Here is a 2053-nt window from a genome sequence, read left to right on the forward strand (position 1 = left end):
CTGGCGCTCATTCTTCGCTAAGTTTAGCCAAGCGTAATCCGCCTATTAACAGGGCGTTATGTAGCAGGTGAAAAATTGAGTCAGCAGTGCAAAAAATGTGATAGTAAGATCAATCCTATAGAAGTTAAGGTGTCAGGCCATTATTCACATTTTAAATGCCCTGTTTGTGGTGCAGATGTATCAAGCAATAGAGGAAAAGGTGTTCTCGCTCTAATTGGTATTGGTTTAATTGCTTGGGCTTTAGCCTTTGCTTATCACCATTTGGCTGGCTAAAGTGAAGCACTGACAGTTTAGCTACATAACAAGGCAAATCAATAAGGACAAAAAACAGTTGGCTTTGTTCGTACCTTACAAATTTTTAGCCAACTAATTTTTGCCGTTTATTTGCGGCGTTATGTGCATTAGGGAGTTTTACGGAAAGTGAGTTTCTTAAAAGTTTTTTATTATCGCGCGCTCTCCTTTATTGCTTCAATCTGCTTTGCGTCTTCAGTCTGTGCTAGTAGCTGCTATATCACCGAAGATATGGTGAATGAATGGAATCAAAAATATGGTGAAGACGTTCAGATAACAGCTAAAGAAAAGGACGGTGAGTTTCTCGTTGAAGCTTCATTTCCGCTTAAGCTGGGAGAATCAGAGTTTGAAGGTATTTGGTTATTTAAGGGTCAACCTGTCTTTGATGCAACTTTAATGAATCACGATTTTTCCATGCCTATCGCGCCATGGAAAAAAGAAGATGGCTATGGTCATATTTTTTATACAGTTAAGTCATATCTAGCTAGCGAGAATTACCTTTCCATTACGTATGGAGAAGATTGTGGGATGTATATCCAATTTCCAGTTATTTTTACCACACAATAAAGGACGCATGTATTATCAAGTGCGCACATAACAAACGCATTAACACTCGCTGCGCTCGCTAGGGACAAAAACACGTAGGCTCCCTGTGCTTCGCTTGGTATTGTAGCCTACGTATTTTTGCCCGTTATGCGGGCGTTATACGTATCGAAGGATCGGTTTAGTAATATGAAATACTTTTCAATTTTTTTGATTCTACTTTCAATTGTTGGCTGTAAATCTACTCGAAATACAATCGAATACACTGACCCTGGTTTTTATCTTCAACCAGTCTTAAAAATGAAAGTAGTACCTACTTTTTCAAACCCTGTTATCTATGAGGTTACTAGGCACAAACCCTATCAGTTAATAACTACAACTTATGAGGGCGCTGGGGGTTATGACTGGAAAGGTATTAAATCAAAGAAAAGTATTGAATTAACAGAAGAACAGTACTCAAATTTAGTTAGTAAGTTAGAGAAAACACTGGTGTTTCCGAAAGATAAAACTCGGGGAATGGATGGAGATACTTGGATGCTAGAAAGCTCTTTGTATCAATACACTGCCGTAGCATATTGGGAGCCAGAATATCAAACAGATAAACGTGGGCTTGAAGATTTTGTAAGATTAAAAAGTTACCTTGAACAACTAAGCAGCGATAAATAGGTGTAAAATACGTATAACAAACAGTTTAAAAGCGGACAAAATTCAGTTGGCTGGTTTCGCTCCGCTTCACATTGTAGCCAACCAAATTTTGCCTTTTAACTGAGGCGTTATACGTTTCTAGAGTTCGGAGTAAATTAAGTGCCTGAAGAAGCAATTACGTTTGCGAAAAAGCTGCTGGAAAGCGATGAAGATTACTTAGATAACGTAATTAAGCTATGGCGTATTGGTAATGAAAAGTATGGCCAATGCTGGAACACTGAATTTCATATTTTTGGTGAAATTGAATCAGAAACAGATCATTTACCCTTAACTCATGTTAGGTCAAAGTGCTCAGAAGAGTTTCTGGCTAAAGCTGATAAAGAATTAAAAGAAACTATCGAGTATTATCGGGACAGTGTTACTAAAGCTTGGCTGACGCTCGTTCCTCGCTGATTTTAGCCAAGCATTATCCGCCCATTATGCGGGCGTTAGGTTACTAATGAGTACAGATATAGAACCGATGTATATTGATTGCGGTAAGCATGGAAAGCGAGTGGCTGCCGTACTATGTGGT

General features: G+C 38.6%; 4 protein-coding genes. All 4 read left to right on the forward strand.

Going from position 1 to position 2053, the window contains the following annotated elements; all coding sequences use genetic code 11:
• Window positions 1-75 precede the first annotated feature (75 nt).
• The 4 genes from CWC28_RS19840 to CWC28_RS19855 all read left to right on the forward strand — a co-directional run bounded on the left by CWC28_RS19840 (window position 76) and on the right by CWC28_RS19855 (window position 1932).
• Window positions 76-273 carry a hypothetical protein gene (locus CWC28_RS19840; RefSeq protein WP_138625643.1) on the forward strand — a complete coding sequence of 66 codons (198 nt, stop codon included), beginning with the start codon at window positions 76-78 and terminating at the stop codon, window positions 271-273.
• Window positions 274-420: 147 nt separating this feature from the next.
• A complete protein-coding gene (locus tag CWC28_RS19845; RefSeq protein ID WP_138625644.1) occupies window positions 421-858 on the forward strand; it encodes a hypothetical protein in 438 nt (145 codons plus the stop codon).
• Window positions 859-1023: 165 nt separating this feature from the next.
• Window positions 1024-1500, forward strand: a complete 477-nt coding sequence (locus CWC28_RS19850; protein ID WP_063707276.1) for a hypothetical protein — start codon at window positions 1024-1026, stop codon at window positions 1498-1500.
• Window positions 1501-1638: 138 nt separating this feature from the next.
• Window positions 1639-1932: a hypothetical protein gene (locus tag CWC28_RS19855; RefSeq protein ID WP_138625645.1), complete on the forward strand. Its 294-nt coding sequence runs from the start codon at window positions 1639-1641 to the stop codon at window positions 1930-1932.
• Window positions 1933-2053: the final 121 nt, after the last annotated feature.

Origin of the sequence: Pseudoalteromonas sp. S4492, from assembly GCF_005886115.1 — a bacterium.
Lineage (GTDB): Bacteria > Pseudomonadota > Gammaproteobacteria > Enterobacterales > Alteromonadaceae > Pseudoalteromonas > Pseudoalteromonas gelatinilytica.